General features: G+C 42.8%; 5 protein-coding genes and 1 pseudogene. 3 read left to right on the top strand and 3 right to left on the bottom strand.

Translation table 11 applies throughout. The features are described 5' to 3' along the window. Positions 1–497, top strand: a pseudogene (locus tag ACP5N5_RS05480) (phosphoglucosamine mutase); the annotation flags it as partial. Beyond that, on the top strand, positions 497–904 hold the full coding sequence (locus tag ACP5N5_RS05475; RefSeq protein WP_042666911.1) for a Trm112 family protein: 408 nt from the start codon (positions 497–499) through the stop codon (positions 902–904). The pseudogene ACP5N5_RS05480 and the gene ACP5N5_RS05475, both read left to right, overlap by 1 nt. Before the next feature lie 21 nt (positions 905–925). Here the strand turns inward: ACP5N5_RS05475 and ACP5N5_RS05470 are convergent, their stop codons facing one another. From ACP5N5_RS05470 to arcC, 3 genes are all read right to left on the bottom strand, one after another. After that, the gene (locus tag ACP5N5_RS05470; RefSeq protein ID WP_042666909.1) at positions 926–2320 is read right to left on the bottom strand and encodes an amidohydrolase family protein; all 1395 of its coding nucleotides are present in this window, start codon (positions 2318–2320) and stop codon (positions 926–928) included. 96 nt (positions 2321–2416) lie between these two features. Beyond that, positions 2417–3271 (bottom strand): DMT family transporter, encoded by an 855-nt coding sequence (locus ACP5N5_RS05465; protein WP_428133668.1) that lies wholly within the window; start codon positions 3269–3271, stop codon positions 2417–2419. 164 nt (positions 3272–3435) lie between these two features. Beyond that, positions 3436–4407 carry a carbamate kinase gene (gene arcC, locus ACP5N5_RS05460; RefSeq protein WP_428133666.1) on the bottom strand — a complete coding sequence of 324 codons (972 nt, stop codon included), beginning with the start codon at positions 4405–4407 and terminating at the stop codon, positions 3436–3438. 164 nt (positions 4408–4571) lie between these two features. Between arcC and sufC the strand changes: the two genes are divergently transcribed. After that, on the top strand, positions 4572–5232 hold a 661-nt coding region (gene sufC, locus ACP5N5_RS05455), incomplete at its 3' end, for a Fe-S cluster assembly ATPase SufC (protein WP_428133662.1).

The following is a 5232-nucleotide window of genomic DNA, read 5'->3' as shown; positions in this document are numbered from 1 at the left end:
AGGAGGTTTTGAAACCCCTCAACATAGAGGTTGCCTGGCTTAAAGTGGGTAGTGTCGATATAGCTCACACCATGAGAAGGAATGGTGATGCCTTATGTGGATTCGAGGAGAACGGTGGATTCATGTATCCACCCCACCAATATGTACGTGATGGAGGAATGACCACTGCATTATTTCTCGAGATGATGGCCAGGTACAATGCATCAGCATCACAATTATTCGATAAGCTACCAAAGTATTATACCTTGAAAAAGAAGTATAAGATGGATCGTGAGAAGGCTTTAAGAGTGGTTGAACTAGTTAAAGAAGCGTTTAAGGATAAACGGTTAATAACGATCGATGGTGTAAAAGTCATCTCATCCGATTACTGGTTTCTAGTGCGGCCAAGCGGTACGGAACCCTTGCTCCGAGTAATGATCGAGGCTAAGGATATTGAACGATTGAATGAGATATCATCATCGATTGATTCGATAATAAGGGAGGTGGTAGGTAAGTGATGAGATATTGGGGGCTAGATGTCCTAGTATGCGTGCACTGTAAACATCACCCATTAGAGATTACAGTAATAGAATCCGAAACCCAAGAGATAAACACAGAAAATATTGAGGTACCAGTGTGCAAGGATTACTGTGGATACCTCAAGGAGAAAATAGATAGGAACAAGGTTTATCCTTGCCAGGAGTGCCTCAGGATAGGTATTAAGACAGCAGTACTATATTGCACCAGCTGTGGAAGATGGTATCCTGTTAAAAACGGGATAGTCTACATGCTGACAGACAATAGGAGAAATCTTTCAAGCGATAAAGAATTCCTAAAGCTCCACATGGACAAGATACCTGAACACATATTGAAACATGGTAAACCAGTAAACTTAGAAACGAATAGGGAAGAAGCAAATAAGTAAAAAGGTCTTTTGGTTAAAAACTCATTTCTGCCTAGGGCATACATAGTCTAATTGATATTTACCTCTCTCCATTAGTCGATCCCATAAACGCTCTACAACCCTGTGAACGTATTCCACTGCTTTTTCCTCATCAACCCTGGTTAGCCTGTGGTTCCTCAATATTATTCTACCATTAACTATCACGGTGTCAACGTCTTTACTGCCGAAAGCATTAATCATATGCCCTAGAACAGTCTGTGAGTTAACCGGTGTTGAAGGCGTTTCAGGTCTTAATAATACTATATCGGCTTTCTTCCCCTTCTCTATACTTCCTAATTCATCCTCTACATGAAACATTTTCGCTACGTTTATGGTTGACATCTCGAATACCTGGAGAGGTGTGAGTATCCTAGGATCCCTGTTCCATAGTTTATGGATGAGGTATGCTGCCCTCATGTTCTCGAATTGATCAAAGACATAGCCATCATTACCTATTCCAACATTTATCCCCAGCCTAAGCATTTCAGGTACCCTGGCTACTCCAACAGCGTTCAACATATTGCTTAAGGGGTTGTGAGCCACATGCGCCCCTGTCTCCCTTATAATGTAGAGCTCATCCTCCGTGATGTTAACAGAGTGCACCAGGTGGACGTCGTCTCTGAGGAATCCGAGCTTCTTCATTCTCTCAACTGGCCTTACTCCGTACCTCTCTATATTATGGTAGACATCTACTAATCCCTCGGCTGTGTGTATCGCTATTAAGGCTCTATGATTATCCGCCATTTCACGGGCCATTCTAAATAATTCATCGGTGACGGTGAAGCTTGAATGAAGATAAATAGCTCCTTTCACCAGCTTGTTGGGATCACTATTATTTTTCATGATGAATCTCTCATTCTCCTTTAACCCCCTGATCCCTTCCTCTATACTTCTCCTCTGCGTTGCTTCATAGGATATTATCCCTCTTATCCCGACTTCACTAACCCCTTTCTCAATATAGTCTAAGACCCCGTTGATCGCGTTTGGACTACTAATGTTATCGAAGAAATTAGTTACACCCGACTTAGCGAACAATATTGAACCCATGAGGGCTGAAGCATATGCGTCTTCATACGTTAACTCGACATCTAGGGCCCACCATATTCTCTGGAGGTTCTGCTGGAAATCTGTGGGAGGTTCTATCCTAGAGAACCAGGGACTCCCCGTCAAAAGGAGTCCGTAGAAGTGGGTGTGTGCACACATTAACCCAGGTATGGCTATCATGCCACGACCATTTATTGTTTCCTCACTGATATACTTATCGGTTCCATCTCCTGCTCCAATATCAACTATTCGATCATCTCTAATAGCAATGTATCCATGGTCTATGATACGTCGCTCATCATTCATTGTTACAACCAGGACATTTGACACCAGTACGTCAACTTTTTCCCTCAAGGAATACCCTCCACTTCTTTGATTTAATATTACCTTAGCTAAGTAAATAAATTTAAGTCGAAACATCGGAATAGCTATACTTAGGGATGCCACTCTTTATTTCGACCAGTTAGAGGATAACTCGGCCATAGATGAGAGGTAGGCGGCTATTACTATTAATCCTCCCCCGATTACTTTATATGGTTCAATTCCCTCCAACCCCATCGCCAGCGAGAAGATTAGGGCAAAAACTGGTTCAAGCAGGAATATTAGTGCAGCTGTTAGAGGGGAAACATATCTCTGACCCCATACCTGGAAAAAAGTTGCCAGAACCGAGCAGGCTACGGCGAGATAAGTTATATAAATCAAAGCCTCAATGCCCACAGCTCCCCCGAGAATTAATGCAAAGGGATAGGTGAGCGCACCCGGTAAGAACATGCCGTACAATATCTCTATTATACTAGAGGATCCATAGCGGGAAACCAGGATTATCTGGGCTGCCCAGGCAATAGACCCCATGAAAATAAGGAGCACACCTATGGTTAACCCACCGCTCGGAGAGGTTAACACATATAGGCCGGAGAGTGCTAAAAGAAGGGCTATACCATCTATTAAACCATAGTTCCTTTCAACGAGTGCGATATATAGGTGGACATGTACAGAGTTAAGCCCGGTTATGAAGGCGCTGAGAGATGGTGTTGTATATACTGTTCCAGCTGCTTGAAGGAATAAGCCAAGGAAATATGCTATGCCCACGATGAACCCCTTATATAGGCTGTTAATGGATAGTACTCCCCTATACATTTTCAATAATATAATCGGTGTCAACAATATTACTGCGATAAATGATCTGAGAGATGAGTAAGTTAGAGGAGATACGTCTGTTACCGATAACTTAATGAATGAGAAGGATGAACCCCAAAGTATAGTCGCAACCACCAGCGATACCACGCCAGCAACTCTCTTATTCATGGAGACACCTATAAGTCTGCTCTAAGTTGATTAAGAGACATCGTGTTTTCACATAATAAATTACAGGATATGAAACATATTTAATTTAAAGTATTAGTCAAGTAGGTAGAATGAGAGATAGGAGAAAAAGGATATAGGTTCTTTAAAACCAACTATGGACATGATTAGTCAGGTATTATTCTTGTACCAGCATTCCCTTTTAACGCTTCATAAGCCTGCTTCAAATGAGCTATTACAGCCATCTTACCCCCGTTTTGGACGAATCTCATCCCGGCAAGTATTTTTGGACCCATGCTCCCTGGCTTGAAGTGTCCTTCCCTATAGTATTTTAATGCCTCGCTAACCTTTACCACGTCAAGGGGTTTAGCATTTGGTGTTCCATAGTTTAGAAATGCCTTCTCGATATCTGTCAATATTAATAATACATCCGCCTTCAACGCCGAAGCCATTCTCTCCGCGCCGAGATCCTTATCTATCACACCCTCTAATCCATGTAATAAGCCATTTTCATCTCTGTATACAGGTATTCCCCCGCCTCCATCAGCTATCACGATGAATCCCTGCTCAACTAGCATCTTAATGGCATCTATCTCAATCTGGCCTATGGGATCTGGGGATGGCACAACCCTCCTATACCCACCGCGTGGATCTGGTTTAAATACCCAGCCAAGTTCTCTCGATAATTTTTCAGCTTCCTCCTTGCTATACCATGGACCTATGTACTTTGTTGGATCATTGAAGGCTGGATCATTCCTATCTACAAGCGTCTGTGTGATAATGGTTAATACTCCCCTTACCTTGGAACCAAGTAGCTTCTTCTCGGCTAGCTTATTATATAAAGCCTGCTGTAGCATGTAGCCAAGCCATCCCTGACTCATGGCACCGGCTACATCAAGGGGCATCGGTGGTATGTTCTTCTCCTTTAACCCTAGGCTCATCCATTCCGCGATTATACCTACTTGTGGGCCGTTACCATGCGTCACTACGACGCCATAGTTTTCCTCGATGAGTCTCGCTATAAGTTCTGCGACAGTATAGGCATTTCTCCAATAGTCCTCGGCCACGCCTCTGTCTCCTTTGGTCTGGAATGCGTTTCCTCCTAACGCTATTACTATTGTATCCAGTCCTTTCTTCATATGGCTCTTACCCTCCAATGATATGATTATATTAGTTTCGTAGGAAGCGTTTTAAATCTTGACAGTTAGTGGGATAATAACATTATAAAATTTATTTATTAAAATCGATGTATCCCACTAATTTTTAAGGCCTTGAAACATAAAAATAATAACAGGGATTGGAAATGCTCGAGGCATTGAACCTAGTGGTCGAGGTAAACAATAAAATAGTCATTAACGATGTAAGCATTAAGGTGGAAACAGGAAGCATCACTGCCCTAATGGGTCCTAATGGTAGTGGCAAAACATCCCTAGCATACGCGATAATGGGGCATCCATCCTATAGGATCCTTAAAGGGAGTATATTAATAGATGGCTTAGATTACACATTTAAGCCTACACACGAGAGAGCTCTAGCCGGCCTATTTCTCGTGTTTCAAAACCCAATTGAGCTCCCAGGTGTATCGCTTGAATCATTAATAAGGAGTGCAGTAAATAAGAGGCTGGGTAAAAACGACTTATTGGAGCACGTGCCAGGATTACCCGATAGAATACTCGGGGAGGCAAAGCTCATCGGGTTGAAAGAGGAGCTCGTCACTAGGGATTTAAACATTGGTTTCAGTGGTGGCGAGAGAAAAAGAAGCGAGATACTTCAAGCCAGGGTTCTAAAGCCGAAGTACTTGATCCTCGACGAGCCCGATAGCGGTCTTGATGTCGACGGGGTTCGAATAATTGCCGACTACATTAAGGAGGTAGCATACTCTAATGGCGGGGTGCTACTTGTAACACATAACCCTACCCTACTAAGTTACGTTGAACCCAGCATCATCTATGTCATGCTGAATG

Origin of the sequence: Desulfurococcus sp. (assembly GCF_049970475.1) — an archaeon.
GTDB lineage: Archaea > Thermoproteota > Thermoprotei_A > Sulfolobales > Desulfurococcaceae > Desulfurococcus > Desulfurococcus amylolyticus.
The sequence above is the reverse complement of the archived record's forward strand: the minus strand, read 5'-3'. Positions and strand labels throughout refer to the sequence as shown.

Excerpts from the sequence above, each read along its gene's own strand:
- ACP5N5_RS05475 (WP_042666911.1), top strand. The coding sequence starts at position 497 with ATGAGATATTGGGGGCTAGATGTCCTAGTATGCGTGCACTGTAAACAT.
- ACP5N5_RS05465 (WP_428133668.1), bottom strand. The coding sequence starts at position 3,271 with ATGAATAAGAGAGTTGCTGGCGTGGTATCGCTGGTGGTTGCGACTATA.
- arcC (WP_428133666.1), bottom strand. The coding sequence starts at position 4,407 with ATGAAGAAAGGACTGGATACAATAGTAATAGCGTTAGGAGGAAACGCA.